This is a genomic window from Streptomyces sp. NPDC006261, assembly GCF_040613515.1.
In the GTDB taxonomy this organism is placed as follows: Bacteria; Actinomycetota; Actinomycetes; order Streptomycetales; family Streptomycetaceae; genus Streptomyces.
The window spans coordinates 58,921-85,012 of the sequence record NZ_JBEXSI010000028.1; the positions used below are offsets into that span (position 1 = coordinate 58,921).

Sequence of the window (26,092 nt, forward strand, 5' to 3'; positions counted from 1 at the left end):
AGGTTTCCGTGTCAACCGTGTCGTCGGCCTACGGCCCCCAGCACGCTCCTGCCGGTGATGTGGGCGCGGCACTCATGCTGATCGACTCCCGGCTCAGGAGCATCCACGCGGGCGACGCCGAGACCGACGCCGAACAGCAGGCGATGATGGCGCAGTACACCGAGTCGCTGGGTCCCGACGGGACCGAGGACCTGCTGGACGGCGTGTGCACGCTGATCTACATGTTCATGACCTGGCTGCGGAAGGCCCACGAGGACCACGACAAGGACGTCATCGAGTACGTGGTCCCGACCCTCGTGGCCTCGATGCGCATGATGCCCAAGAGCATCCGCCCGGAAGCCGTCCCCACGATGGCGGGCCTGGTCATCGCCGCGGGCACCGGCCTCAGCCCCAGCCTGTGGCGCAAGCAGTACGGGGACTGGACGGAGGCGGAGATGACTCCCCTGCAGGCCACCGCCTTCCTGCTCGCGGAGCACGTCAACCGCATCGCCGACGACGCCGACTTCGCCACCCGGGTGATCACCGACGCGCTGTCCAGGGCGGAGGACGAACTCTGAGACCCCTTTCCCCTGACTTCTCCCGCTGATTGCCTGCCGACTTCGCTTGCTTCGAGTGCACTCCAAGGATTTAGCGTGGAGGGCATGACGGTGATCGACGGAACCTCCCGGAGCACCCCCGCGACCGGCGTACCACCACGGCCGCAGCCCCCAACGGGGGTGAACGCCTGTACGGCTCTCCCCAAGCCGCACCCCCGGCCCGGGGGCAAGGACAGCTACACGATCAGCGAGGTCGTCGCCTTCACCGGGCTCACCGCGCACACCCTTCGCTGGTACGAACGGATCGGGCTCATGCCCCACGTCGACCGCTCGCACACCGGCCAGCGCCGCTTCTCCAACCGCGACCTGGACTGGCTGGCCTTCGTCGGCAAGCTGCGGCTGACCGGGATGCCCGTCGCCGACATGGTGCGGTACGCGGAGCTGCTGCGCGAGGGCGAGTCCACCTTCGAGGCACGCCAGGAGCTGCTGGAGTCGACCCGCCGCGATGTGATCACGCGGATCGCGGAGCTCCACGACACCCTCGCCGTCCTCGACCACAAGATCGAGTTCTACGCGGGCGCCCGCACTGCGCCGGAGAGGCACAGCGCCTGATGACCGACAACGACAGAAACACGATCGCCGCCGTCGAACTGGGCGGCGAGGGCGGCCCGACGGTCGGCGTCCAGGGGCTCGGCTGCATGGGCATGAGCGAGTTCTACGGCGACACCGACGAGCTCTCCGCCCGGGACACCCTCGACGCCGCACTGGAGGCGGGCGTCACGCTCTTCGACACCGCCGACGTCTACGGGCGCGGAGCCAACGAGGAGTTCCTCGCCCCCTTCGTCGGCGCCCACCGCGACGAGATCACCCTCGCCACCAAGTACGCCCTGGTGCGCTCCGACGACCCCGGCTACCGGGGCGTGAGCAACGACCCCGCGTACATCCGGACCGCCGTCGAGGCGAGCCTGCGCCGGCTGAACACCGACGTCATCGATCTCTACTACATGCACCGCCACGACCCGGCCGTCCCCTTCGCCGAATCGATCGGCGCGATGGCGGAGCTGATCCAACAGGGCAAGATCAAGCAGATCGGCCTGAGCGAGGTGACCGGCCCCGAACTGCGCGAGGCGCACGCGGTGCACCCGATCGCCGCCCTCCAGTCGGAGTGGTCTCTCTTCAGCCGGGACGTCGAGAGGAGCGCGCTCGGGGCTGCGGTGGAACTCGGCGTCACGCTCGTGCCGTACTCGCCGCTCGGCCGTGGCTTCCTCACCGGCTCCTTCACCGACGCGGGCAAGGACCTAGGGGAGGGCGACTTCCGCAAGCACCAGCCCCGCTTCACCGGCGACAACGCCCGTACCAACGCCGCCCTGTTGGAGCCGGTCCACAAGATCGCCGCCGCTCGCGGGGTGACGGCCGCGCAGGTGGCGCTCGCCTGGGTGCAGCAGCGGGCGCAGGTGCACGGCCTGACGGTGGTCCCCATCCCCGGCACCCGTAAGCGCAGCCGCCTTCTGGAGAACGTGGCGGCGACCCGGCTGACGCTGACGGCCGACCAGCTGGCCCTGCTGGAGCCCATCGCGGGGCAGGTCGCGGGGGACCGCTACCCGGACATGAGCCTTACGTCGGCGGCGCGGGAGTAGGTGGCGAGGGGGAGAGGGCTGGCTGTGCAGTCGGCGCGTGGTTCATGAAGACCATCACGGCCAAGGGCCCGGCCCTCCTCACGCCAGCCCCAGCGCGAACACCGCGAACCCCGCAGCCAGCAGCCCCGCCAGCGCGCGGCGGGCATTCGCGGCGCGGGTGCCCGCCTTCCACGGGGCGTCGAAACGGCCGGCGTACCGGGCGATCAGCACCAGCAGCCCCGCGAACACCGGCAGCCACATGACCCGGGCCAGGATCCAGCCCACGGTGTCCGGGCCGGTCGTCAGCCCCGCCACCACCGCCGTACCTCCGTCCAGCAGTGAGGCCGGTACGGCGGCGGCCAGCATCGCGCTCTGGTGCCAGCACAGGATGGTCATCGCCGACAGGTTGACCACCACGACCGGCGCCCACAGCAGCGGCCTGCGCAACGCCCGCCCCAGCCGGTCCCGCACCAGGATCGCCGCCCCGCTCTGCGTCGCCGCCAGCGCCACCACCAGCAGCGACGGCGGGTGCGAGTTGGTCCGCACCTCGCCGGGCACGCCGACCATCGACGGCGGGTAGTGGAACGCCAGCAGCAGTACGGCGAAGAGCACCCCGCCCCCGACGAGCAGCAGCCGCGCACCCCGCTTCCCTGTCCGCCCCTCGCCCCACGAGACGCCGATCTGATAGGCGAAGAGCCATCCCGGCAGGATGTTCAGCACGCTCAGCCAGGACGGCATCCCCTCGGCGAACGGCCCGTACCGCAGGAAGTCCACCACCGCGACCGACCCCAGCAGCGGCAGCGCCGCCCACCCGCCGAGCTCGCGCGCCAGGCGGACACAGAGCGGGGTGAGCGCGGTGGCCACGGTGTACACCCCGACGAACCAGAGGGGCTGGATCACCAGCGTCGACCCCGTACGCAGGGTGTCGCCCGGGACACCGAGCCATGACAGCGCGGCCAGCAGCACCGCCCACACGGCGGCCACCCCGAGCACCGGCCGACCGAGCCGGACCAGCCGCCCGCGCAGCCAGGCGATCGTGGTCGAGGGGCGGCGGTGGTAGGAGAGGACCGAGGCGTACCCGCCGACCAGGAAGAAGATCCCCAGCATCTGGAGCACCCAGCTGAGCGGGGCGAAGGCCCCGAACGTCGAGAGCGGGCTCGCGTTGTGCAGGCCGTCCGCGTCGAGCCGGAAACCGCCGAGCATCCAGTGCCCGAGCGGCACGGCGAGCAGCGCGAGGGCACGCAGACCGTCGATGGCCCGGTCCCGGTGGGCGGGGGTGGCGGCCTCGACGCGGGCGGCGAGCTGATGCGCACGCGTGCGGGCATGGATGTGCGTACGGGTACGGGTGTGCGTTCGGGAAGTCATCGCGCTGCCCCTTCCGCAGCCGCACCCCGTGCGATCGCCGCGAAGGCGCGAAGCGACTCCGTCCCCGGGGCGAAGTAGCCGGTGTGGCCCCGGGCGTCGTCGGCCGGTATACGGCGGGCCCCGAACGCCGGGTCTGTGGGGTCGGTGCCGTGGCCGAGCCCGGCGAACCGCACGCTCGGCACGTCGTCGATCCAGTCGGTCGGGTCCTTCGCCGCCCACACCGTCGCCCGGGTCCTCAGCGCGTCCACGTCGTCGGCCCGCATCCCGGGGGAGCCGAGGACCACCAGGTCGGTGGCGGGCAGGCGGTGGGCGGCCAGGCCGCACACGACGGAACCGTAGCTGTGGCAGAAGACGGCGGGCTCGGGCAGCCCGTCGGCGGTCAGCCCCTCCGCGAAACGGGTCAGCCGCCCGGCGCCCGCCTCCGCGAGCCGCCCGGTCGCCGCGTCGATGCCGACGCCCACGGGGGTGGTGTACCCGGCCCAGGCGATGACGGCGGTGTCCGGACCGGCCGCCTTGTGCAGGGTCCTGGCCATACCGGGTGGGGCCCCGTGGTCGGTGACCTTCCGGTCGAAGGTCCCGGCGTCGTTGTCGGATCCGGGCACCACCACCGAGACCCGGCGGGCTGAGCGCAGGTCCCCGAAGACCTCGGCGACCTGGCCCCGCCCGCGCGGGTCGAACGCGAGGATCTGGCGGCCGGGCGCGGCGAGCGAGCGGAAGCGAGGGTCCTCGGCGGTGGCGAAGGCAAGGGAGTTGGCGCGGTACCGCAGCTCAAGGGGCACGCCGTCGAGATTGCCCACTACGGCTGGGTGCCGAACGAGGAGCAGTTGACGTTCCTGCTCGCTCAACTCGGCGAAGAACGAAGCCACTTCGGTGGGCGCCGAGCGCTCCGGGTCGGGCAGTTCCTCGCCCAGTGCCCGGTCCGCCCGCCACGACATGGTGCCCGGCGGCGGCCCGGTCAGCGCCTGCTGCGCATCCCCTGAAACCCAGCCCGCCGTCCCCGTCACCACGCTCGTAGCCAGTGCGAACGCGACCACGGTCCTCGCGTATCGGCGCATCGCGCCCTCCCTCTCCGCTGCCGCACCGAGCGGCGCGAGCGAGAGGAAGGTAAGAAGAAGATGGGTGAGGGGGCGTCACACCGGGGGGCCAACTGCGATGTGCTACTGGGGTAGGGGGTGGGCGAAGGGTCAGGCCCCCGCGTCCCCCGGCGTCACGAGCCCCGACTCGTACGCGAAGATCACCGCCTGCGCCCGGTCCCGCAGGTCCAGCTTGGCCAGCACCCGGCCGATGTGCGTCTTCACGGTCTGCTCGGCCAGGACGAGCCGCCCCGCGATCTCCTGGTTCGACAGTCCCCGGGCGATCAGCTCCAGCACCTCCGTCTCGCGCGGGGTCAGCCCGTTCAGCCGGAGCGCCTGGCCGCCCCGCGTCGCCCCCGAGGGCCGCTGCGCCGCGAAGTCCGCGATCAGCCGCCGCGTCACCGAGGGCGCCAGCAGGGCGTCGCCCGCCGCCACCACCCGTACCGCCGCGATCAGATCGGAGGGCGGCGCGTCCTTCAACAGGAAGCCGGAGGCCCCCGCGCGGAGCGCCTCGTACACGTAGTCGTCCACGTCGAAGGTGGTCAGCATCAGCACCTTCGGCCGGTGCACCACCCCGATCGGCGGGTTCAACAGCTCGCGGGCGGCGGCCAGTCCGTCCATCTCCGGCATCCGCACGTCCATCAGGACCACATCCGGGTGCTGGTTGCGGCTGATGTCCACGCCCTGCCGGCCGTCCGCCGCCTCGCCGACCACGTCGATGTCGCTCTGCGCCGCCAGCAGCGCCGCGAACCCAGCCCGCACCATGGCCTGGTCGTCGACGATGATCACGCGGATGGTCACAGGTCCTCCGGGGGCAGGGGGGCGGGTGGTGCGGCGGACGGGGGAGTGGACGGCGCGGTGGTCGGCGGGAGCGGCATCCGGGCCGCGACCCGGAACCCGCCGTCGGGCAGCGGGCCGGTGTCCAGCGTGCCGCCGGTCAACCGTACGCGCTCCCGCATCCCGACCAGCCCGTGTCCGGTCCCGCTCGTCTCCAGCGGCGAACCGGGGGCGGCGGCCGGCCCGTTGACGACGAGCACGAGGAGGTGGCCGTTCTCCGGCGCGACGAGGACCCGGGTGCGGGCCCCCGGCGCGTGCCGCACGACATTGGCCAGGGCCTCCTGCACGATCCGGTACGCCGACAGGTCCACCGTCGGGGGCACCTCGCCCCGCCCCGAGCTCAGCTCCGCGCTGAGCGCCAGCTCCGCCGGCAGTCCCGCCCGCACGGTCGCCTCCACCAGCTGCTGGAGCCGGTCCAGGCCGGGCTGCGGTGCCCGGTCGCCCTCCGTCCCCTCGCTGCGCAGCACCGACAGCAGCCGCCGCATCTCGCCCAGCGACTCCCGTGCTGCCGCGGCGATCGCCGTGAACTCCTCCTCGGCGGCCTTCGGCAGCCCGCTGATCCGGTACGGGGCGGAGTCCGCCTGCACGGTGATCACCGACATGTGGTGGGCGACCACGTCGTGCAGCTCACGCGCGATCCGGGTCCGCTCCTCCAGCAGGGTGCGCTGGGCCCGCTCGGCCTCGCTGATCGTCTCCTGCTCGGCGAGCCGGCGCTGGGCCACGCCCCGCTCCCGTACCGCACCGCCGATGACCAGCACCACTGCGCCGAGGATGGTCAGCAGCAGAGCGCTGCCGCTGCTGCGGTCCGGTGCGATCAGATGCAGGAGCGCTCCGGCGGCGCCCGTCACCGCCCAGACGGCGATCACGGTCCGCCGCGTCTCGCGCAGCCCGAGCGCCAGCAGCAGGAAGAGGTAGGCGACGATCGCCGGTGGTGTCCAGGGCCAGAGGTCGCTCGGGTCGGCGGGCTGCGCCAGCAGCACCAGTGCGCCCAGGATGTCGGCGGGGAAGACGATCCACCACGCCTGGAGGGGCCGGTGGGCCAGCATCAGCAGTGGCGCCGCCTGGGCCACGCCGAGCGCCCCCGCCAGCGCGCCGGGCACGCCGTACTGCGTGGTCAGCACGGTGATGGTGACCGGGATGAAGGTCGCGGCCAGCGCGAGGACCACGACGTACGGCAGCAGCCGCTGCCACAGCTTCGGGGCGTGGGCCAGCAAAGGCGTGGACGGATGGGACGCGTGGGACAGCCCGTGGGCGAGCTCGCGCAGATTGCGGCGGGCGGCGCTCAGCAAGCCGTCGGCGGGCGGCAGGGGCCCGGCGGGAGAAGTGGACATGACCGGGTCAGCCTAGGAGGGCGACCGCCTCCCGGGCGTCATACCGGGGACTTGACCGCGCCCGGCCCGCCTCATACCGGGGTACGGGGTGACGGGGCGGGGCTCCGGGATGTACGCGGGTCTCACAGCTCCGCCAGCAGCTGTGCCTTCTTCGCGCTGTACTCGTCGTCCGTCACCAGTCCCGCCTGGTGGAGTTCGCCGAGGTGATGTATCCGCTCGGCGATGTCCGCCGGGTCGCGCCGCCCGGCGTTCACCAGGACCGGGGCCGGGACGGCCGGCGCGCTCTGGGTCCGGCGTACGGATTCCAGTACGGCGGCGGCGAAGGGCAACGACTCGTGCACCGGCCCGTAGCCGAGGCCGAAAAGGACCGCCGCCGGGTCCTGGTCCGCCGGGGCGCGGCTCACGGTGGCCGGGGCGCCGTTCACAGCGATGCCCGCCTCCGCCAGACCAGGCGTGACGGGCCCGTGCAGGTCGCCGAGGCTGCCGCCCGTGCGGTGGTCCGGCGGGACCGCCGCACGGGGCACCAGACGGAGGTAGCCGTCCAGGCCCTCGGGGGAGCGCCACTCGATTCCGGCCAGTTCGCTCACCCGGTACGCCTGGTCACCGGCCTTCCACTTCGCGCTCGAGGCGCCCGTCCAGAACCACCGGAAGGAGACCCGCTCCCCGTCGAAGGCGGCCCGCCCGTCGTACGCCTTGAACTGCATCGGCGCCTCGGGGGCGGCGACCAGGAAACGGTCGGCGGGCTCGTCGGACGCGGGGCCCAGACAGGACCGCAGCTCGTCCGCGTAATACTCCGCGAGCAGCTCCCGGTCCGCCGGAAGCACCAGGCGGTAGGGGTCGCACCCCTCCTTCAGCTGCCCTGCGGCAGCCTCCAGGAGCGGGTCGGCACCCGGTCTCGGCACGACACGCAGCACCACCGTGTCCCGCTTGCCCGGGGTCAGCGTCACCGACGACAGCGCAGCATGCGGGATGCGGCGCTCCCGCAGGCTCTGCAGGAGCTTCGGCGTGCGGATACCCCGTTCGAAGCGGATGAGCACGGAGTCGGTGTCGAACTCCCAGGTGGCATGAATTCCGGCCAGCACATCACCCATGTGCCTCATCGTATGCGGCACAGGCTCACACGTCCCCCCTCGGCGTAAGTCGCAATTAATCGGCTTGTCACGCAGCTCTACGCGCGTCAGCCTTCCCGCTTACCGGAAATACCACTGTGGCAAGCGCCGTCGGCGGTTGCGCAGCGGACCGATCCGTAGGCGCCGACGCCGATCGCGGCGAAGTTGCCGAGGCTCTCGGTACCGGGTTCGAAGTAGCCGCTGTGGCCCGCGGCCCCGGCCGCCGAGACCAGCCGGGCCCCGAACGCCGGGTCGACCGGGTCGGCGCCGTGCCCGATGCCGCCGATCTCCAGGTGCGGCACGTCCCGGATCCAGTCGTCCCGGTCCCGCATCGCCCAGATCCGGGCGTCGGTGCGGAGTCGCGCGGCGCTGTCGGCCCGCATGCCAGGGCTTCCGGCGACCGCGATGTCGGCCACCCGGTCGGGGGTTTTGTCGGCGGCCACCCCGCAGACGACGGAGCCGTAGCTGTGGCAGAACAGCGAGACCGTGGACATGCCGGGCAACGCCCCCACCAGCGCGTTCAGCCGCAGGGCACCCTCCGCCGCGAGCCCGCCGAGCGCCGCGTCCATGCCGAGACCGGCCGGGGCGGTGTAGTCGGCCCAGGCGATGACCGCGGTCCGGGTCCCGGGGGCGGCCGCGCGCTCCGCGCCGTACAGGGACTTCGCCATGCCGACGGGCGCCGAGTTGACGCGGTGGCTCCGTTCCAGCGTGAGGAGGTTGGTGTCGACGCCCGGGACGACCACGGAGATCCGGGAGGCCCGGTCGAGGTTGCCGAACACCTCGGCGGCACGCCCACTCCCGGTCGGGTCGAAGGCCAGGATCTGGCGGTCCTTCGCGAGCATCGACCGGAAGCGGGCCGCCCGCTGGGCCGCCTCGCTGCGGCCGCCCGCCGAGAGCGCCTCGCCGTACGTACGTCGCTTCTCGACGGCCACCGCCTGCTTCAGGGCCAGCCGGTTGGCGTGGTAGCGCAGGGTGACCGGGACGCCGTTCAGATTCCCCACGACCGAGGGGTACTTGTCGGCGAGGGACATCTGCTGCCCCGAGGTGAGCGTGGCGAAGAAGTGGGCCATCCGAAAGGCGGACGCCCCGGCCTCCGGCAGCGAACGTCCCGCTATCCGGTCCCGCGCCCAGGAGGCGAGGACCAGCTCACGCTCCCCGCCGACATGGTGATCCCGCACGGCGGACCAGCCCGTCGTCGTCAGCATCACGAACACGACCGCCACGGCGAGCAGCGCGCGACATGCGGTCAGGGTGGGGGAGGAGTCGGAAGAAGTCACTGCGCCTCACCCTAGGAGACGTGCGCGTATGACCGTGATTCAGGTGAGATACATCACCCGGCTGCGAAGGATTCAACCGAATTTCTTCACAGACGGTTATTGCCCGCCGCTGCCCGCTGCCCGCTGCCTGCCGGTGCTCACTCCGCCTGCCGCCAGTCGCCCGCCAGTGCCGGGACGAGCTGGTCCAGATACTCCTCCGTGAGGTCGCGCAGCGCCTCCACGCTCGAATCGTGGCCCTGGCCCCACAGCTGGCCTGTCACCCGCATCACCCCGGAGAACGCGGCGACGGCCACCCGGGGGCGCGGGTCCCTCGTCACGTCGAGACCCTCGCGCTCCGCGATCAGCTGGGCGATCTGGTTCTCCAGGGCGACCCCGCGCCGCATATGGGCGGCGAGCAGGGAGGGGGTCGATTCGATCATCTGGTACGTGCGCATATGGAGGTCCACCGTGATGACCTCCTCGATCGCCTCGCCGATGCTGTTCCAGGCGCAGAGCACCGCCCGGCGCATCGCCTCGAACGGGGCTTCGCCGGCGGGGCGGTTGCGCAGCTCCGCGATGAAGCGGGACTCGACCATCTCCTGTACCGCGAACGTGGTGTCCTCCTTGCTCGCGAAGTAGCGGAAGAAGGTGCGCTGGGAAACGTCGACCGCCTCGACGATCTCGTCGACGGTGGTCCGCTCGTACCCCTGGGTGGTGAAGAGTTCGAGGGCGGCGCGCAACAGGGCGTCACGGGTGCGCTGTTTCTTGCGCTCCCGTAGTCCGGGCCGGGTCGCGGCTCTCTGCCCGTGGGTCACGTACCGGTCCTCTTTTCGCTCGTTTGTCCAGGTCAGCTTACCTGTGAGCTACGCGACAGCTACTGTCTCGTGAATGCGTTTGTCAACTGTCAGCGACTGTCACTAGTCTCCCCGTATGACTAGTCAGACCACCGTCGAGAAGGCGCCGCGGGAACCGGAAGACGGCCCCGTACCCGCCGCGGCCAAGGGGCTTCGCGGCCACCCCTGGCTGACCCTGTTCGCCGTCGCCATCGGCGTGATGATGGTCGCGCTCGACGGCACGATCGTCGCCATCGCGAACCCCGCGATCCAGCGGGACCTCGGCGCCACGCTCGCCGATGTCCAGTGGATCACCAACGGCTACCTGCTGGCCCTGGCCGTCGCCCTGATCACCGCGGGCAAGCTCGGTGACCGCTTCGGACACCGCCAGACCTTCCTGATCGGCATCGCGGGCTTCGCCGTCTCCTCCGCCGCGATCGGCTTCTCCTCGGAGATCGGCCTGGTCGTCCTCTTCCGCGTGCTCCAGGGCCTCTTCGGCGCCCTGTTGATGCCCGCCGCGCTCGGCCTCCTGCGGGCCACCTTCCCCGCCGAGAAGCTGAACATGGCCATCGGTATCTGGGGCATGGTCATCGGGGCGTCCACCGCGGGCGGCCCCATCGTCGGCGGTCTGCTCGTCGAGCACGTCAGCTGGCAGTCGGTCTTCTTCATCAACGTGCCGGTCGGCATCGTCGCGCTCGTCTTCGGCCTGGTGATCCTCAAGGACCACCGTGCCGCCAACGCGCCGCGCTCCTTCGACATCCTGGGCATCGTGCTGCTCTCGGGCGCGATGTTCTCCCTCATCTGGGGCATCATCAAGGCCGGTGAGTCCTGGGGCTGGGGCGGCGCCTGGACCTGGTTCTTCCTCGGCCTCGCGATCGCCCTCTTCCTCGCCTTCGGCCTCTGGCAGACGCGGGTACGCGAGCCGCTCGTCCCGCTGGCGATGTTCCGCTCCATCCCGTTGACGGCCGGCGCCATCCTCATGGTGCTGATGGCGTTCGCCTTCATGGGCGGCCTGTTCTTCGTGACGTTCTTCCTCCAGGGCGTCCACGGCCTCAGCCCGGTCGACAGCGGTCTGCACCTGCTGCCGCTGACGGCCATGATGATCGTCTCCTCGCCGGTCGCCGGTCTGCTGATCACCAAGTTCGGCCCCCGCGTACCGCTGGTCGGCGGCATGGTCTGCACGGCCACCGCCATGTTCGGGATGACGACGCTCAGCGAGTCCACCGGCACCTTCGCCATGTCCCTCTGGTTCGCCCTGCTCGGCTGCGGTCTCGCCCCGGTCATGGTCGGCGCCACCGAGGTCATCGTCGGCAACGCGCCCCTGGAGCTCTCCGGCGTGGCCGGTGGCCTCCAGCAGGCCGCCATGCAGGTCGGCGGCGCCCTCGGCACGGCCGTCCTCGGCGCGGTCATGTCCTCCAAGGTCAGTGCGGAGTTCGCGGGCAACTGGACGGACGCGGGCCTGCCCGGCACGCCCGACCCGAAGCTGGAGGAGGCCGCCGAGTTCGGCATGGTCCCGGTGGACGCGCTCTCCAAGGCTCCCGGCATGACGCCGGACGTCGTCGACACGATCGGCGGCGTCATCCGCGACACGTTCATGTCCGGCATGGGCCTGGCCTTCACCGTCGCCGGCTGTGTCGCCGTCGTCGCGGCCTTCGTCGCCACCCTCACCAAGCGCGGCACGAACGCCGGGGCGGGCGCCGGCGTCGGCCACATCTGACCCTGGCCCCAGGCCCCGAGTCCCAGGCCCAAACCCCCGGGAAACGTCAACCCAGCGCACACCACAGCCCCGCCGAATCCTTTCGGCGGGGCTGTCGCCTATCAGGGTGGCATGGGCCGTCCCCCTCTTCCCCGCGCCCTTCCGTGCTGGTCAGGCTGGTCAGGACAGCACCGCGTCACGACATGGCGCGGCGCACGACCACGGGGGTTGATCCATCATGCGTACGACCACACGCACGACCACGCGTACGAACCGCACGACCGTTCTCGCCGCAGGCCTGGCCGTCACCGCACTCACCGCCCTCATCCCGCAGGCGCTCGCCCAGGACCGGGCGGCCGCCGCCCCGGCCACGGCGTCGGACGTCCGGCTCGGCACCTGCGAGGCGGGCCGGCTCTGCCTCTGGAAGAAGCCCGACTTCACCGGCGCCCGCCAGACCTACGAACTCTCCACCGTCGACATCGAGAGCTGCACCCCGCTCCCCAAGGGCGGCGACGCCCAGTCCCTCGCCAACCGCACCGGCCGGCCCGTCACCACCTACCAGTCCGCCGAGTGCCAGGAGACGGGGGAGTTCGAGACGTACCCGGGCGGCGGGACCTGGCTGCCCCGCTCCCCTTACCAGGTACGGGCGTTCAAGATCTGGGAGAACTAGCCTCGCGTCCGGACACGCCGAGGGGCGGCGACGCGCTCGCGTCACCGCCCCTCGGACCCGTACAGCGGCTCCACGGCTACGCGTCGCCGCCCGCCGCGCCCGGATCGGCCGCGGCCACGTCCAGGAGGTCGTAACGGTCCAGCGCCGTCTTCAGGGCCGACCGGTCGACCTTGCCCTCCTTCGCGAGCTCGGTGAGCACCGCCAGGACGATCGACTGCGCGTCGATGTGGAAGAACCGGCGTGCCGCACCACGGGTGTCGGCGAAGCCGAAGCCGTCGGCGCCCAGCGACTGGTACGCACCGGGCACCCAGCGCGCGATCTGGTCCGGCACCGAACGCATCCAGTCCGAGACCGCCACGAACGGGCCCCCGGCCCCCTCCAGCTTCCGCGTCACGTACGGGACGCGCTGCTCCTCGTCCGGGTGGAGCAGGTTGTACCGCTCCACGTCCACGGCCTCGCGCCGCAGCTCGTTCCAGGAGGTCGCCGACCAGACGTCCGCCTTGACGTTCCACTCCTCGGCGAGGATCTTCTGCGCCTCGACGGCCCACGGGACCGCCACACCGGACGCCAGGATCTGCGCCGGGATCTCGCCCGCCTCGCCCTGCTTGAAGCGGTAGGCACCCTTGAGGATGCCGTCCACGTCGACGTCTGCGGGCTCGGCCGGGTGCTGGATCGGCTCGTTGTAGACGGTGAGGTAGTAGAAGACGTCCTCATTGGCCTCGCCGTACATCCGGCGCAGCCCGTCCTGCATGATGTGCGCGATCTCGTACCCGAAGGCCGGGTCGTAGGCGACACAGCCCGGGTTGGTCGAGGCGAGCAGCTGCGAGTGGCCGTCCGCGTGCTGGAGGCCCTCACCGGTCAGCGTCGTACGCCCGGCCGTCGCGCCCAGCACGAACCCGCGCGAGAGCTGGTCGGCCATCTGCCAGAACTGGTCACCGGTGCGCTGGAACCCGAACATCGAGTAGAAGACGTACACCGGGATCAGCGGCTCGCCGTGCGTCGCGTACGCCGAACCTGCGGCGATCAGCGAGGCCGTACAGCCCGCCTCGGAGATGCCGTCGTGCAGCATCTGGCCCGTCGGCGACTCCTTGTAGGCGAGCAGCAGATCGCGGTCGACCGCCTCGTACTGCTGACCCAGCGGATTGTAGATCTTCGCGCTCGGGAAGAACGCGTCCATGCCGAACGTGCGGTACTCGTCGGGCGCGATCAGCACGAACCGCTTGCCGATCTCCTTGTCCCGCATGAGGTCCTTCAGGATGCGGACGAACGCCATGGTGGTGGCGATCGACTGCGTACCCGAACCCTTCTTCGCAGCCGCGTACGTCTTGTCCTCGGGCTGCGGCAGGGGCTTCGCACGCACCACCCGGGTCGGCACGTAGCCGCCCAGACTGTTGCGGCGGTCGTGCATGTACTGGATCTCCTCCGAGTCGCGGCCCGGGTGGTAGTAGGGCGGGTAGCCCTCGTCCAGCTGCTTGTCGGTGATCGGGATGTGCAGCCGGTCGCGGAACCGCTTGAGGTCCTCGACCGTGAGCTTCTTCATCTGGTGGGTCGCGTTGCGGCCCTCGAAGTTCGGCCCCAGCGTCCAGCCCTTGACCGTCTGCGCGAGGATCACGGTCGGCTGACCCTTGTGCGCCTTGGCCGCCGCGTAGGCCGCGTAGACCTTCTTGTGGTCGTGCCCGCCGCGCCCCAGGTGCAGGATCTGCTGGTCGGTCATGTCCTTGACCATGTCGCGCAGCCGCGGGTCGTCACCGAAGAAGTGCTCGCGGATGTACTCACCGGTCTCGGTGGCGTACGTCTGGAACTGCCCGTCCGGCGTGGTGTTCAGCTTGTTGACCAGGATGCCCGTGCGGTCCTGCGCCAGCAGCGGGTCCCAGGAGCGGTCCCAGACCAGCTTGATGACGTTCCAGCCGGCGCCCCGGAACTGCGACTCCAGCTCCTGGATGATCTTGCCGTTGCCACGCACCGGGCCGTCGAGCCGCTGGAGGTTGCAGTTGACGACGAAGGTCAGGTTGTCCAGGTTCTCACGGGCGGCGATGGAGAGCTGGCCCAGCGACTCGGGCTCGTCCATCTCGCCGTCGCCCAGATAGGCCCAGACGTGCGACTTGGAGGTGTCGGCGATGCCGCGCGCCTCCATGTAGCGGTTCATCCGCGCCTGGTAGATAGCGCCGAGCGGACCGAGGCCCATCGAGACGGTCGGGAACTCCCAGAAGTCCGGCATCAGCCGCGGGTGCGGGTAGCTGGAAAGACCGTTCGGCGCCTTCGACTTCTCCTGGCGGAAGGCGTCGAGCTGGGCCTCGCTCAGCCGGTCGAGCAGGAACGCGCGGGCGTAGATCCCCGGTGACGCGTGCCCCTGGAAGAAGATCTGGTCGCCGCCGTCGCCCTGGTCCTTGCCGCGGAAGAAGTGGTTGAAGCCCACGTCGTACAGCGAGGCGGAGGAGGCGAAGGTGGCGATGTGGCCGCCGACACCGATCCCGGGGCGCTGCGCCCGCGAGACCATCACGGCCGCGTTCCAGCGGGTCGCGTTGAGGACCTTGCGCTCGATCTCCTCGTCGCCCGGGAAGAACGGCTCGTCCTTCGTGGCGATCGTGTTCACGTAGTCCGTGCTGCGCATCTCCGGCACGGCGACGCGCTTCTCCCGCGCGCGCTCGATGAGCCGGAGCATCAGGTAGCGGGCCCGCTCACGGCCTCGCTCGTCGACGGCGGCGTCGAGGGAGTCGAGCCATTCCTGGGTTTCCTCCGGATCAAAATCCGGGACCTGGCTCGGAAGGCCGCCAATGATGATCGGGTTGCGATCGGATCCGGAAGCCACACTGTTCCTTCGCTGTTCGGTGGTGCTCTGCGGGGTTTGTTACGGGGAACGTACCCCCGGGACAACTGTGTGTGCGCCGCCTCCATCGTGCTACCGCGAGGGCCCGGACGTCATCTCTACCGTGGGGTAACCCCGAGGTTCCGAAATTTCTCCGGCGGGGCACGAGTATGGGCAGTACGCGGCGGGGTACGGGCAAACCGCAACCTTACGCCCAAGCCGTCCAAGCGTTCCCAAAGGGCGTTCGAATCCGATTGGCGGAGCGAAACGGCATAAGCTGAGGAAGGACGTAAACGGATGGGGTGACCCTACGGAGCCCCGGAGGGACAGGCCAGGCCCCGGAGAGACATGCCGGAGCCTGCGGTGACGTGGCAGGGAACGTCACCGTTTAGGCGGTCTCGTACGCCGGGTACTTGCGCGATTCGCCGGGCCCGTGTGGACTACGGCCTACGCCCCGCGCACGCGCGTGGCTGCAGCATTTTCCGAAGACATGATCAGGAGGCAACCCGTGAGCGCGACCGCGGACCACGCGGAGGAGCGGACCAACCCGGCGACACGCCTGGGGTTCGAGCCCGGACAAGTGGTCCAGGAGATCGGCTTCGACGACGACGTCGAGCTGGAGCTCCGTGAGGGCATTGAGGCCATTACCGGCCAGGAACTTGTCGACGAGGAGTACGACGACGTGGCAGACGTCGTCGTCCTCTGGTTCCGCGACGAGGACGGCGACCTTACGGACGCGCTGGTGGATGCCATTGGTCTGCTCGAGGACGGCGGTACGGTCTGGCTGATGACGCCGAAGACCGGCCGTGACGGCTACGTCGAACCGAGCGACATCAATGAGGCTGCCCAGACGGCCGGTCTCGCCCAGACCAAGAGCATCAGCGTGGGCAAGGACTGGACGGGCAGCCGTCTGGTCACCCCCAAGGGGGCCAAGGCCAAGCGCTGAACCACTCGCTACACCACCCGGGGCCCCCGACGGCGCTCAGTCGCCGCCGGGGGCCTTCGTACGTGCTCCTCCGGCCGTGCGTAGGGTGGGAGTCACCCGGACGGCCGGACGCGTGTGAACGGACGCCACGGCCACGTACGCACGGAACCCGGGACGTGAGAAGCGGCAGAAGGGCTATGTGTTCCATGGTGATCGAGGTCGGCACCGAGGCCCCGGATTTCGAGCTCAAGGACAACCACGGCCGGACCGTGCGGCTGGCGGACTTCCGGGGCGAGAAGAACGTGGTGCTGGTCTTCTACCCGTTCGCCTTCACCGGCGTCTGCACGGCTGAGCTGGGCGCGCTGCGCGACGATCTGCCCCGCTTCGAGAACGACGACACCCAGTTGCTCGCGCTCTCCAACGACTCCATCCACACCCTGCGCGTCTTCGCCGAGCAGGAGGGCCTCGAGTACCCGCTGCTCTCCGACTTCTGGCCGCACGGTGAGGCCTCGCGTGCCTACGGCGTCTTCGACGAGGACAAGGGCTGCGCGGTTCGCGGCACCTTCATCATCGACAAGGCGGGCACCGTCCGCTGGAGCGTCGTCAACGGCCTGCCGGACGCGCGTGACCTGAACGACTACCTCAAGGCGCTCGAAGCGCTCTGAGACGATCTCCTGGTGGCGCCCGGCCAAAAGCCTGTTTTCGCCGGGAACCGGTCACTAGGATCCAATCGTTGATCCGATGCCAACGAACGACAGGGACGCTGGTATCTGCCGGCCCCTGAGAAAACTACTGGAGGACTCGTGGGAGTCAGCCTCAGCAAGGGCGGCAACGTCTCGCTGACCAAGGCCGCGCCCAACCTGACCGCGGTCATCGTCGGTCTGGGCTGGGACGCCCGCACCACCACCGGCGGCGACTTCGACCTCGACGCCAGCGCGCTGCTGGCGAACGCCGAGGGCAAGGTCGCGGCGGACGGCAATTTCGTCTTCTTCAACAACCTGAAGAGCCCCGACGGCTCCGTCGAGCACACCGGTGACAACCTCACCGGTGAGGGCGAGGGCGACGACGAGGTCATCAAGGTGAACCTCGCCGGTGTCCCGGCCGACGTCGACAAGATCGTCTTCCCGGTCTCGATCTACGAGGCCGAGAGCCGTCAGCAGAGCTTCGGCCAGGTCCGCAACGCGTACATCCGCGTGGTGAACCAGGCCGACAACAGCGAGCTCGCCCGCTACGACCTGAGCGAGGACGCCTCGACGGAGACCGCGATGGTCTTCGGCGAGCTCTACCGCAACGGTGCCGAGTGGAAGTTCCGCGCCATCGGCCAGGGCTACGCCTCGGGCCTGCGCGGCATCGCGCAGGACTTCGGCGTCAACGTCTGAGGACACCGTCCGAGGACGTCACGGCCCAGCAGGACCGGGCGCGCGCAGCGCTCACGCACCACCCGTCCGGCGCCGCATCCTGTGCGGCGCCGGACGTGCTCAGGGTGTGTCCGGCGCTTCATGGCCGGGTCCACCCTGACCGGGCGGCCTTCGGCCCCCGACCGCGGGCGTGAAGAGCGCCCGTCAGGTTTCCACGACTCGGGGAGGACACACATGGGCGTCACACTCGCCAAGGGAGGCAATGTCTCCCTCTCCAAGGTCGCACCCAACCTCACGCAGGTGCTGGTCGGGCTCGGCTGGGACGCACGCTCCACCACCGGAGCCGCTTTCGACCTCGACGCCAGCGCGCTGCTGTGCCAGTCGGGCCGGGTGCTGGGCGACGAGTGGTTCGTCTTCTACAACAATCTCACCAGCCCCGACGGCTCCGTCGAGCACACCGGTGACAACCTGACGGGTGAGGGCGACGGCGACGACGAGTCGGTCATCGTGCGGCTCGACCAGGTCCCCGCACACTGCGACAAGATCGTCTTTCCGGTCTCCATCCACGACGCCGACAACCGGGGCCAGGCGTTCGGGCAGGTCAGCAACGCCTTCATCCGCGTGGTCAACCAGGCCGACGGCCAGGAGCTGGCGCGCTACGACCTCAGCGAGGACGCCTCCACGGAGACCGCGATGATCTTCGGCGAGCTCTACCGCTACCAGGGCGAGTGGAAATTCCGTGCAGTCGGTCAGGGGTACGCGTCGGGGCTCCGAGGCATCGCTCTAGACTTCGGCGTCAACGTTTCGTAACGCCGCGCACGCCGCGGGGGAGCCCCGTACACACCGGGGGAGACCCTTACATAGAGACACGATGGGGTAGCAGTGGTTCTGAAAACCTTCGGCTGGTCGTTCGCGGTCACCGCGCTCGGCCTGGTCGCAGCCTTCTTCTACGGGGGGTGGCAAGCCTTCGGTATCGTCGCGATCCTGACGATCCTGGAGGTCTCGCTCTCCTTCGACAACGCGGTGATCAACGCCGGGATCCTGAAGAAGATGAATGCCTTCTGGCAGAAAATCTTCCTCACCATCGGCATTCTGATCGCCGTCTTCGGTATGCGGCTGGTCTTCCCCGTCGTGATCGTGGCCGTGAGCGCCCAGCTCGGGCCGATCGAGGCCATCGACCTCTCCTTCAACGATCCCGAGCGCTACAAGGAACTGGTGACGGACGCCCATCCGTCGATCGCCGCCTTCGGTGGCATGTTCCTGTTGATGATCTTCCTCGACTTCATCTTCGAGGACCGTGACATCCAGTGGCTCCGCTGGATCGAGCGCCCGCTCGCCAAGCTCGGCAAGGTCGACATGCTGTCGGTCTGCGTCGCGCTGATCGTGCTGATGATCACCGCCATGACCTTCGCGACCCAGGCCCACCAACACGGTGGCGGGCACGTGGACAAGGCGTCGACCGTCATGCTCTCCGGCATCGCGGGTCTGATCACCTACCTCGTCGTCGGCGGGCTCTCCGGATTCTTCGAGGGCAAGCTCGAAGAGGAGGAGGAGCGCGAGCACGAGGCCGAGGAAGAGGCCAAGAAGAAGGGCAAGCCCGTCACCGGCGTCGCCCTCGCCGGAAAGGCCGCGTTCTTCCTCTTCCTCTACCTGGAAGTCCTGGACGCCTCCTTCTCGTTCGACGGCGTCATCGGCGCCTTCGCCATCACCAACGAGATCGTGCTGATGGCCCTCGGTCTCGGCATCGGCGCCATGTACGTCCGCTCGCTCACCGTCTACCTGGTCCGCCAGGGCACGCTGGACGACTACGTCTACCTGGAGCACGGCGCGCACTACGCGATCGGCGCGCTCTCCGTCATCCTGCTGGTCACCATCCGGTACGAGATCAACGAGATCATCACCGGCCTGATCGGCGTCGTCCTCATCGGTCTCTCCTTCTGGTCCTCGCTCCGCCGCAACAGAGCCATCGCCGCGGCGGGCGGAGACTACGGGGACACCGGAGGAAGTCCGGGTTCCAAGGCCGAAGTCCACTCCGGGGTGTGACCCGGTAGGGATTGAGGAACGCTCTCTGCGGGGCGGCCCACACGGCGACGGCTCTCCGGGATTTTCCCGGACCCGGCCCGGTGGCCGCCCCGCGGTGGTGTGCGGGCCCGTGACAGCGGGCGACAGGTCGGCAACAGGTGGGGGTTGGGATGGGATTCTTCGACGGCCTGTGGCCGGGGCGCGCGGCACAGTTCGACTCGGGCAACGGAACATCGAGCGCCATCGTGCTCTCGAAACGCAACGCCACGGTCTCGCTCAGCAAACAGGGCGCCCTTTCGGGCAACCTGAGGGTCAACCTGTCCTGGCGGATGCGTACGTCGGACATCGAGGGCCGCTCGCGCCAGAGCGGACGGCTGCGGCGCCCCCTCAAGCTCTTCCAGCCGGAGGTGGTCCAGGCGCACACCCAGGGCGTCGTCAACGTCGACCTGGACCTCGGTTGCATGTACGAGCTGATGGACGGCACCAAGGGGGTCGTGCAGCCGCTGGGCAACCTCATCGGCGATCTGAACGGCCCGCCCTACATCCGGCTCAGCGGCGACGACCGCTTCGGCGCTCCCTCCGGGGAGACGGTCTACGTCAACCTCGACCAGCGAGACCAGTTCAAACGGCTGCTGTTCTTCGTCTACATCTACGACCGGACGCCCGCCTTCGACCGTACCCACGCCAAGATCACGCTCTACCCGGGCAACGGCCCCCGGATCGAGATCGAACTGGACGAGCGCGCGCCGCAGGCCCGTTCCTGCGCGGTGTTCACCGTGGAGAACGTCAAGGACGAGCTGATCGTGCGGCGCGAGGTGAAGTTCGTCTACGGATTCCAGTCCGAGCTGGACCGGCTCTACGGCTACGGCATGCAGTGGGGACGGGGCTACAAGTCACGGACCTGAGCATTCCGGAGGCGTACCGCTGTGCTCCGGGTTCGTACCGTGTGCGCAGGGCTCAGGACCGGATGAACTGCGGCCCTTGCGGAGGCAGGACGAAATGGGGGTCGGGCGCGTGGGCGGCCGCTGCCGCCGGCTGCGGATAGCCGTACGCGGGCGGCGCGCCGGCTCCCTGCGGGTAGCCGTACGCCGGCTGGGCGGTCGCGGCGGGCACCGGGGGCACGGCCGGTGGCGAGGCGGGCGGCGGGTAGCCGTAGGCGGGCTGCCGGTGCAGGACCGTGGCCTGGGAGTCGGGGCCCGGCGCGGAGGCCGCGTGCGTGGCGGCCGGATCGGAGGCGACGTGCGCGGACGCGTGGGCGGCGGGCGGCTGGGCGGGGCCCGGGGCGGCCCCGGCCGGCTCCTCCGCTCCGTCGCCGGCCTCCGAATCGTCGACCGAGATCCCGAACGCGGTGGCAAGACCGATCAGCCCGGTGGGATAGCCCTGGCCGACCGCCCGGAACTTCCACCCCTCGCCGCGCCGGTAGAGCTCCCCGCAGATGATCGCGGTCTCCTCCCCGGTCTCCGGCCGCACATCGAACACGGCCAGCGGTTCACCGTCGGCCAACGCGGCGTCGAAGAGAAGTATCCGCAGGTCAGGCACCTGTTGGAACGCGTCGCCGTCGGTGGAGGCGGCGATTACCACCTGGTCCACCGACGCGTCCAGCGCGCCGAGATCCGCCTCGACCGTGTCCGTGAGCCCCTCGGCGACACTGCGCTTCGGAAGCCGCCGGACCAGCCCGGAGGGGTGGCGCGGCTGGTTGTAGAAGACGAAGTCCTCGTCGGACCGCACACGGCCGGAGGTCCCGAGCAGCAGGGCGGAGGCGTCCACGTCGGGAACGCCGGCCCCCGGGGTCCAGCGCAGCACGGCCCGTACGGCCACGGCGTCGACCGGGACGTTCGAGCCCTTCAGCATCGTGTGCGTCATGGGCGTCATCCTGCCTGCTGGCAGCTCGTGCGGACAACGCGGGGGCGGCAAAGTCGCTGGCCTCTCGCGTCGGTGTCCGGCCGGAGAGGAAGGAAGGGGGCCGAACGGTACCGCGAGAAGAGGCCGGGTGAAGGGCGGGTAACCGGAAATTCATGTACATCGGGAACTGTTGACATGCGTCCGTACGTACTATTACCGGCCATACGTTGTCCGGCCGGTCAGGCAGTTCGGGGGAAACACATGCGTCACTTCGGGTATATGTCGCCCGCTGCCCGGGAGGGCCTGTTCTTCCAGGAGCCGTGTGAGTTCGACGCGGCCTCGCCCGCGAGCCTGCTCTCCGTCGCCCTGGGCGCCACGCTCTACTCCCCGGCCACCCGGCCGACGCTGGCCGACGATGTGATGAAGCAGGCCGGGCGTGGCGTCGTCTCCATGGTGCTGTGCCTGGAGGATTCGATCGACGACGCCGAGGTGGTCGACGCCGAGGCCAACCTGGTCAGACAGTTCGCGGAACTCGCGGAGCGCGACGCCGCGGGCGCCGGGCTGCCGCTCCTCTTCGTCCGGGTCCGCGAGCCGGGCCAGATCACCGACCTCGTCGACCGGCTCGGCGTCTCCGTCCGGATGTTGTCCGGTTTTGTACTTCCCAAATTCACCGAAGAGCGTGGAACGCTCTTCCTGGAGGCCCTGGCGGAAGCCGAAGCGGCCTGCGGACAGCGGCTGTTCGCCATGCCCGTCCTCGAATCGCCCGAGCTGCTCCACCTGGAAACGCGCGGCGAGGTCCTCCAGGGGATCGCGCGCTCCGTCGACAAGTACCGGGACCGGGTGCTCGCCCTGCGGCTCGGCGTCACCGATTTCTGCTCGGCCTACGGACTGCGCCGCGCGCCCGACATGACGGCGTACGACGTCCAGATCGTCGGCTCCGTGATCGCCGACGTGGTCAACGTGCTGGGCCGCGCCGACGGCACCGGCTTCACGATCACCGGCCCGGTCTGGGAGTACTTCCGCCGCCAGGAGCGCATGTTCAAGCCCCAGCTGCGCCGCAGCCCCTTCCTGGAGGGCAGCGCGGAGGAACTGCGTACGGCACTGATCGAGCACGACCTCGACGGCCTGCTGCGGGAGATCGAGCTCGACCGGGCCAACGGACTGCTCGGCAAGACCTGCATCCACCCGTCGCACGTGGCACCCGTCCACGCACTGTCCGTGGTCAGCCACGAGGAGTTCACCGACGCGCAGGACATCCTGCGGCCCGAGCGCGGGGGCGGCGGGGTGCTGCGCTCGGCGTATACGAACAAGATGAACGAAGTGAAGCCCCACCGGGCCTGGGCCGAGCGCACGCTCCGGCGGGCCGAGGTCTTCGGGGTGGCGAGCGAGGACGTCGGCTTCGTGGACCTGCTGGCCGCCGGCCTGACGAAGTGAGCGCGTATCGATGAGCGAGCGCGCGAGGAGAGAAGAGACCGTGGACGTGGTGTGGTCGGGCGACTGGGTGGCCGAGCGGCTGGGAGTGGCCCTGGAGGGCGACGGGGAGCTCCAGGAGCTGCTGGGCCTCGCCCTGCGGCGTAACCCCAAGCGGGCCCACCTGCTCGTCTCCAACGTGCTGGGCAAGCATGTGCCCCAGAAGCCCTCCGTCGTGTACCGGGCGGGGTACGGGCTCGGTGAGCGCGTACGGGCGCTCCTCGGCGAGCAGGGCGCCCGCCGCGCGGTCGTCCTCGGGTACGCGGAGACGGCCACCGGCCTCGGCCACGCCGTCGCGGACGGCCTGCGGGACGCCCCGTACCTCCACTCCACGCGGCGGTGCGTCGCGGGCGTCGCGCAGGCGGGCGGCTTCGAGGAGGCCCACTCGCACGCCACCTCGCACCTGCTGCTGCCGGAGGACCCCGAGCTGCTGGCGGGGGGCGACGACGCCTCCGTGCTGGTGCTGGTCGACGACGAGTTCTCCACCGGCAACACCGTGCTCAACACCATCCGCGCGCTGCACGCACTGCACCCGCGCCAGCGGTACGTCATCGTCGCCCTGGTCGACATGCGCTCGGCGGGGGACCGCGACCGGCTGACCGCCTTCGCCGCCGAGATCGGAGCCCGCGTCGACCTGGTGGCCCGCTCCTCGGGCACGGTCACACTCCCCGAAGGCGTACTGGAACGGGGGCAGGCCTTGGTCGCGGCCCAGGAAGCGGAGCAGGCGGGGCAGGCGGAGAAGACCGCCGCAGCCCCCGCCCCCGTCACCCGGGTCGCCCTGGACTGGCCGGAGGGCGTTCCCGACGGCGGCCGGCACGGCTTCACCCCGGACCACCGGGCGGCGCTCGAAGCGGCGCTCCCGGGCATGGCGGAGCGGATCGCGGCCGCGCTGGGCGACGAGGCCCGCCACGGCCGCGTGCTCGTCCTCGGCTTCGAGGAGCTGATGTACGCACCCCTGCGCCTGGGCACCGCCCTGGAAGCGGTGCTGGGATCCGGCGCTGAGGTCCGGTACTCCACCACCACCCGCTCGCCCGTCCTCGCCGTCGATGACCCCGGCTACGCGATACGCACCCGCCTTGTCTTCCCGGCCCACGACGACCCGGCGGACGGCCCCGGCGACCGGTACGCGTACAACGTGGCGGGAGCGGGCTTCGACGCGGTGGTCGCCGTCGTCGACTCCACCGCCGACACACCCGAACTGCACGCCCCCGACGGCCTGACGGCCCGCCTGGCGGCCCACGCCGGCCACGTCCTGCTCGCGGTCGTCCCCTCGTACGCCCCCCCATCCCTCCCCGTTTCCCACCGGCAGGAGCCCGCCGTGCTGCCCGAGCCCCTCCGAGGCCCCGACTTCTCCAGTTACGCGCCCGAGGACGTCGGCTGGCTGCTCCAGGACCTCTCGGACACCGAGCTGGAGGCGCCCACCGAGGAGCGAGAGGAGGCGATCCAGAGCGGCGGCGCGCACTACGCGGAGTCGCTGCCCGTGGAGTACCAGCCGAGCGCCGAGTACCAGGCCCTGTTCACGGCCGCCCTGGACACGTCCGCCGCGCGCATCGCCCGTGCGGTGGGCACCGTCACGGAGACTGTCCTCGCCGAACGCGGCCCGCGCCCGGTCCTCGTCTCGCTCGCCCGCGCCGGAACGCCCGTCGGGGTGCTGATGCGCCACTGGGCCCGCCACCGGCACGGCCTGGACCTGCCGCACTACGCCATCTCCATCGTCCGGGGCCGGGGCATCGACGCCACCGCCCTGCGCTGGCTCGCCGCCCACCACGACCCGGCCGACGTGGTGTTCGTCGACGGCTGGACGGGGAAGGGCGCCATCACCCGCGAACTGGCGGCGGCTGTGCAGGAGTTCGAAACGTCAGGCGGACCCGCCGGCTCCGCGGGCCCGGCCGGCTTCAACCCGGAGATCGCGGTGCTCGCCGACCCGGGCGGCTGCGTGCGGACGTACGGGACCCGTGAGGACTTCCTGATCCCCTCCGCCTGCCTCAACTCCACGGTCTCCGGCTTGATTTCCCGTACGGTGCTCCGGGCCGACCTGGTCGGCCCCGACGACTTCCACGGCGCGAAGTTCTACCGCGAGCTGGCGGGCTCCGACGTCTCGGGCGACTTCCTGGCGGCGGTGACCGCGCGCTTCGACGAGGTGGCGGACCAGGTCGACGCGGAGACCAAGGAGCTGCTCGCCGCCGACCGCGCCCCGACCTGGGAGGGCTGGGCGGCCGTCGAGCGGATCAGCGAGGAGTACGGCATCCACGACGTCAACCTGGTCAAGCCGGGCGTCGGCGAGACCACCCGGGTCCTGCTGCGCCGGGTCCCCTGGAAGATCCTCGCGAAGCGCGGGGCGGGCGCGGACCTGACCCACATCCGGCTGCTGGCCGAACAGCGCGGCGTCCCGGTCGAGGAGGCCGACGACCTCCCGTACAGCTGCGTCGGTCTGATCCACCCCCGGTTCACGCGTGGGGCGACGGGAGCGGACGGCAAGGCGGTGACGGGCGCATGAGCGCGACTGCACGGGCCGCTTCGTCGGGCACGCTGGTTGCGAGCGACCTCGACCGCACCCTCATCTACTCGGCCGCCGCACTCGACCTGTCGATGCCGGACGCGGAGGCCCCCCGGCTCCTCTGCGTCGAGGTGTACGGCCACAAGCCCCTCTCGTACATGACGGAGACGGCCGCTGCCCTCCTCACCGACGTGGCCGGCTCCACGGTCTTCGTACCCACCACCACCCGGACCCGCGAGCAGTACCACCGCATCCATCTCCCCGGCCCCGCCCCGAAGTACGCGATCTGCGCCAACGGTGGGCACATCCTGGTCGACGGAGTCTCCGACCGGGACTGGCAGACGCAGGTGGAGGCCCGCATCGCCGACGAGTGCGCCCCCCTCACCGAGATCCGCGCCCACCTCGCCACCACAGCCGACCCGGCCTGGCTCCTCAAGGAGCGGGTGGCCGAGAACCTCTTCGCGTACCTGGTCGTCGAACGTTCCCTGCTGCCCGAGGAGTGGGTGAAGGAGCTCGCGGTCTGGGCGCAGAAGCGCGGCTGGACGGTTTCCCTCCAGGGCCGCAAGATCTACGCGGTCCCGGTGCCGCTCACCAAGAGCGCCGCCATGAACGAGGTCGCCCGCCGCTCCGGCGCCACCCGCACCCTCGCCGCCGGGGACTCCCTCCTCGACGCCGACCTGCTGCTCGCCGCCGACCTCGGCTGGCGCCCCGGCCACGGTGAACTGGCCGAGAACGACTGGCGGGCCCCGCACGTCGTGGCGCTGGAGCAGCGGGGAGGGGCTGCGGGGGAGGAGATCCTGCGCCGCTTGCTGGCGGCTTCCGCTGGGTGAGTTCGGCTGCGGGAAGACGC

23 protein-coding genes are annotated in these 26,092 nt (G+C 70.6%); 14 read left to right on the plus strand and 9 right to left on the minus strand.

Going from position 1 to position 26,092, the window contains the following annotated elements; all coding sequences use genetic code 11:
• The first annotated feature begins 17 nt into the window (after window positions 1–17).
• From ABZ154_RS19915 to ABZ154_RS19925, 3 genes are all read left to right on the plus strand, one after another.
• Window positions 18–557 (plus strand): hypothetical protein, encoded by a 540-nt coding sequence (locus ABZ154_RS19915; RefSeq protein WP_356834411.1) that lies wholly within the window; start codon window positions 18–20, stop codon window positions 555–557.
• An 84-nt stretch (window positions 558–641) separates the two neighbouring features.
• Window positions 642–1,148 (plus strand): MerR family transcriptional regulator, encoded by a 507-nt coding sequence (locus ABZ154_RS19920; protein ID WP_356834337.1) that lies wholly within the window; start codon window positions 642–644, stop codon window positions 1,146–1,148.
• On the plus strand, window positions 1,148–2,173 hold the full coding sequence (locus ABZ154_RS19925) for an aldo/keto reductase (RefSeq protein ID WP_356834339.1): 1,026 nt from the start codon (window positions 1,148–1,150) through the stop codon (window positions 2,171–2,173). Before ABZ154_RS19920 ends, ABZ154_RS19925 begins: the two co-directional genes overlap by 1 nt.
• A 78-nt stretch (window positions 2,174–2,251) precedes the next feature.
• Here ABZ154_RS19925 and ABZ154_RS19930 read toward each other — a convergent pair whose 3' ends face one another.
• The 7 genes from ABZ154_RS19930 to ABZ154_RS19960 form a co-directional block, all read right to left on the minus strand.
• On the minus strand, window positions 2,252–3,517 hold the full coding sequence (locus ABZ154_RS19930; RefSeq protein ID WP_356834342.1) for an acyltransferase: 1,266 nt from the start codon (window positions 3,515–3,517) through the stop codon (window positions 2,252–2,254).
• Entirely contained in the window at window positions 3,514–4,572 is a 1,059-nt protein-coding gene (locus tag ABZ154_RS19935; protein ID WP_356834345.1) for an alpha/beta hydrolase, read from the minus strand. Before ABZ154_RS19935 ends, ABZ154_RS19930 begins: the two co-directional genes overlap by 4 nt.
• Before the next feature lie 129 nt (window positions 4,573–4,701).
• The gene (locus tag ABZ154_RS19940) at window positions 4,702–5,391 is read right to left on the minus strand and encodes a response regulator transcription factor (protein WP_356834347.1); all 690 of its coding nucleotides are present in this window, start codon (window positions 5,389–5,391) and stop codon (window positions 4,702–4,704) included.
• Window positions 5,388–6,758, minus strand: a complete 1,371-nt coding sequence (locus tag ABZ154_RS19945) for a sensor histidine kinase (protein ID WP_356834349.1) — start codon at window positions 6,756–6,758, stop codon at window positions 5,388–5,390. Before ABZ154_RS19945 ends, ABZ154_RS19940 begins: the two co-directional genes overlap by 4 nt.
• Window positions 6,759–6,880: 122 nt before the next feature.
• Window positions 6,881–7,849 carry a DUF4429 domain-containing protein gene (locus ABZ154_RS19950; RefSeq protein ID WP_356834351.1) on the minus strand — a complete coding sequence of 323 codons (969 nt, stop codon included), beginning with the start codon at window positions 7,847–7,849 and terminating at the stop codon, window positions 6,881–6,883.
• Between the two features lie 86 nt (window positions 7,850–7,935).
• Window positions 7,936–9,144: an alpha/beta hydrolase gene (locus tag ABZ154_RS19955; protein ID WP_356834353.1), complete on the minus strand. Its 1,209-nt coding sequence runs from the start codon at window positions 9,142–9,144 to the stop codon at window positions 7,936–7,938.
• A gap of 137 nt (window positions 9,145–9,281) precedes the next feature.
• On the minus strand, window positions 9,282–9,938 hold the full coding sequence (locus ABZ154_RS19960; RefSeq protein ID WP_356834355.1) for a TetR family transcriptional regulator: 657 nt from the start codon (window positions 9,936–9,938) through the stop codon (window positions 9,282–9,284).
• 115 nt (window positions 9,939–10,053) lie between these two features.
• On the opposite strand from ABZ154_RS19960, the gene ABZ154_RS19965 reads away from it, so the two are divergent.
• Together ABZ154_RS19965 and ABZ154_RS19970 are read left to right on the plus strand one after the other, a co-directional pair.
• On the plus strand, window positions 10,054–11,673 hold the full coding sequence (locus tag ABZ154_RS19965) for an MFS transporter (RefSeq protein ID WP_356834357.1): 1,620 nt from the start codon (window positions 10,054–10,056) through the stop codon (window positions 11,671–11,673).
• Between the two features lie 217 nt (window positions 11,674–11,890).
• On the plus strand, window positions 11,891–12,322 hold the full coding sequence (locus ABZ154_RS19970) for a peptidase inhibitor family I36 protein (RefSeq protein ID WP_356834359.1): 432 nt from the start codon (window positions 11,891–11,893) through the stop codon (window positions 12,320–12,322).
• Between the two features lie 76 nt (window positions 12,323–12,398).
• On the opposite strand, the gene aceE is transcribed toward ABZ154_RS19970, so the two are convergent.
• Complete coding sequence (gene aceE / locus ABZ154_RS19975; RefSeq protein WP_356834361.1) at window positions 12,399–15,131, minus strand: pyruvate dehydrogenase (acetyl-transferring), homodimeric type; 2,733 nt, start codon at window positions 15,129–15,131, stop codon at window positions 12,399–12,401.
• A gap of 505 nt (window positions 15,132–15,636) precedes the next feature.
• Between aceE and ABZ154_RS19980 the strand changes: the two genes are divergently transcribed.
• From ABZ154_RS19980 to ABZ154_RS20005, 6 genes are all read left to right on the plus strand, one after another.
• Window positions 15,637–16,074, plus strand: a complete 438-nt coding sequence (locus tag ABZ154_RS19980) for a DUF3052 domain-containing protein (protein WP_356834363.1) — start codon at window positions 15,637–15,639, stop codon at window positions 16,072–16,074.
• Between the two features lie 185 nt (window positions 16,075–16,259).
• Window positions 16,260–16,718, plus strand: a complete 459-nt coding sequence (locus tag ABZ154_RS19985) for a peroxiredoxin (protein ID WP_356834365.1) — start codon at window positions 16,260–16,262, stop codon at window positions 16,716–16,718.
• 138 nt (window positions 16,719–16,856) lie between these two features.
• Complete coding sequence (locus tag ABZ154_RS19990) at window positions 16,857–17,432, plus strand: TerD family protein (RefSeq protein WP_018511706.1); 576 nt, start codon at window positions 16,857–16,859, stop codon at window positions 17,430–17,432.
• Window positions 17,433–17,645: 213 nt separating this feature from the next.
• On the plus strand, window positions 17,646–18,221 hold the full coding sequence (locus ABZ154_RS19995) for a TerD family protein (protein ID WP_356834367.1): 576 nt from the start codon (window positions 17,646–17,648) through the stop codon (window positions 18,219–18,221).
• Window positions 18,222–18,293: 72 nt separating this feature from the next.
• Window positions 18,294–19,454, plus strand: a complete 1,161-nt coding sequence (locus ABZ154_RS20000; RefSeq protein ID WP_356834369.1) for a DUF475 domain-containing protein — start codon at window positions 18,294–18,296, stop codon at window positions 19,452–19,454.
• Window positions 19,455–19,603: 149 nt separating this feature from the next.
• A complete protein-coding gene (locus ABZ154_RS20005) occupies window positions 19,604–20,338 on the plus strand; it encodes a Tellurium resistance (RefSeq protein ID WP_356834371.1) in 735 nt (244 codons plus the stop codon).
• A 52-nt stretch (window positions 20,339–20,390) separates the two neighbouring features.
• Here ABZ154_RS20005 and ABZ154_RS20010 read toward each other — a convergent pair whose 3' ends face one another.
• Window positions 20,391–21,296: a TerD family protein gene (locus ABZ154_RS20010; RefSeq protein ID WP_356834373.1), complete on the minus strand. Its 906-nt coding sequence runs from the start codon at window positions 21,294–21,296 to the stop codon at window positions 20,391–20,393.
• Window positions 21,297–21,536: 240 nt separating this feature from the next.
• Here ABZ154_RS20010 and ABZ154_RS20015 point away from each other — a divergent pair, with 240 nt between their 5' ends.
• From ABZ154_RS20015 to ABZ154_RS20025, 3 genes are read left to right on the plus strand one after another with little or no spacing between them, the layout of a single operon-like run.
• Window positions 21,537–22,709 carry an HpcH/HpaI aldolase/citrate lyase family protein gene (locus tag ABZ154_RS20015; RefSeq protein ID WP_356834375.1) on the plus strand — a complete coding sequence of 391 codons (1,173 nt, stop codon included), beginning with the start codon at window positions 21,537–21,539 and terminating at the stop codon, window positions 22,707–22,709.
• 10 nt (window positions 22,710–22,719) lie between these two features.
• Complete coding sequence (locus ABZ154_RS20020) at window positions 22,720–25,242, plus strand: phosphoribosyltransferase (RefSeq protein WP_356834377.1); 2,523 nt, start codon at window positions 22,720–22,722, stop codon at window positions 25,240–25,242.
• Window positions 25,239–26,072 carry an HAD family hydrolase gene (locus ABZ154_RS20025; protein WP_356834379.1) on the plus strand — a complete coding sequence of 278 codons (834 nt, stop codon included), beginning with the start codon at window positions 25,239–25,241 and terminating at the stop codon, window positions 26,070–26,072. Before ABZ154_RS20020 ends, ABZ154_RS20025 begins: the two co-directional genes overlap by 4 nt.
• Window positions 26,073–26,092: the final 20 nt, after the last annotated feature.

What these genes read in the sequence shown, in the direction of transcription:
- ABZ154_RS19995 (WP_356834367.1), top strand. Translation starts at nt 17,646, where the DNA reads ATGGGCGTCACACTCGCCAAGGGAGGCAATGTCTCCCTCTCCAAGGTC.
- ABZ154_RS20005 (WP_356834371.1), top strand. Translation starts at nt 19,604, where the DNA reads ATGGGATTCTTCGACGGCCTGTGGCCGGGGCGCGCGGCACAGTTCGAC.
- ABZ154_RS20015 (WP_356834375.1), top strand. Translation starts at nt 21,537, where the DNA reads ATGCGTCACTTCGGGTATATGTCGCCCGCTGCCCGGGAGGGCCTGTTC.
- ABZ154_RS20025 (WP_356834379.1), top strand. Translation starts at nt 25,239, where the DNA reads ATGAGCGCGACTGCACGGGCCGCTTCGTCGGGCACGCTGGTTGCGAGC.
- ABZ154_RS19920 (WP_356834337.1), top strand. Translation starts at nt 642, where the DNA reads ATGACGGTGATCGACGGAACCTCCCGGAGCACCCCCGCGACCGGCGTA.
- ABZ154_RS20010 (WP_356834373.1), bottom strand. Translation starts at nt 21,296, where the DNA reads ATGACGCACACGATGCTGAAGGGCTCGAACGTCCCGGTCGACGCCGTG.
- ABZ154_RS19965 (WP_356834357.1), top strand. Translation starts at nt 10,054, where the DNA reads ATGACTAGTCAGACCACCGTCGAGAAGGCGCCGCGGGAACCGGAAGAC.
- ABZ154_RS19935 (WP_356834345.1), bottom strand. Translation starts at nt 4,572, where the DNA reads ATGCGCCGATACGCGAGGACCGTGGTCGCGTTCGCACTGGCTACGAGC.
- ABZ154_RS19950 (WP_356834351.1), bottom strand. Translation starts at nt 7,849, where the DNA reads ATGGGTGATGTGCTGGCCGGAATTCATGCCACCTGGGAGTTCGACACC.
- ABZ154_RS19945 (WP_356834349.1), bottom strand. Translation starts at nt 6,758, where the DNA reads ATGTCCACTTCTCCCGCCGGGCCCCTGCCGCCCGCCGACGGCTTGCTG.
- ABZ154_RS19930 (WP_356834342.1), bottom strand. Translation starts at nt 3,517, where the DNA reads ATGACTTCCCGAACGCACACCCGTACCCGTACGCACATCCATGCCCGC.
- ABZ154_RS20020 (WP_356834377.1), top strand. Translation starts at nt 22,720, where the DNA reads ATGAGCGAGCGCGCGAGGAGAGAAGAGACCGTGGACGTGGTGTGGTCG.
- ABZ154_RS19925 (WP_356834339.1), top strand. Translation starts at nt 1,148, where the DNA reads ATGACCGACAACGACAGAAACACGATCGCCGCCGTCGAACTGGGCGGC.
- ABZ154_RS19970 (WP_356834359.1), top strand. Translation starts at nt 11,891, where the DNA reads ATGCGTACGACCACACGCACGACCACGCGTACGAACCGCACGACCGTT.
- ABZ154_RS19985 (WP_356834365.1), top strand. Translation starts at nt 16,260, where the DNA reads ATGGTGATCGAGGTCGGCACCGAGGCCCCGGATTTCGAGCTCAAGGAC.